Below are 237 nucleotides of genomic sequence, written 5' to 3' on the forward strand. Positions count from 1 at the left end.
ATCTCGGCGGCATCCGCGGTGAACGCGCCGACGCCGACCACGAGACGGCCTTCGCGCGCGGCTTCGCGGTAGACGGGCGTGCGACTGGTGGTCAGCGTGACGACCACGTCGATCGCCTCGGGAATCGCTTCGCCGTCGAGCGGCGCGAGCCGCGGCGCATGGGCGCGATGAGCGGCGCAGAAGGCGGCCGCGCGCTCCGCGGTCGTGCCGCGCACGTGCAGCCGCGCATCCGGAAAG

1 protein-coding gene is annotated in these 237 nt (G+C 74.3%); it reads right to left on the bottom strand.

What is annotated here, in order from left to right:
- Positions 1–237: hypothetical protein (locus tag AC1RPY_RS08195; protein WP_481763188.1), on the bottom strand; the 237-nt coding region annotated here is incomplete at both ends.

It is taken from the genome of Dellaglioa sp. CoH-56-MRSF-12, assembly GCF_056782075.1.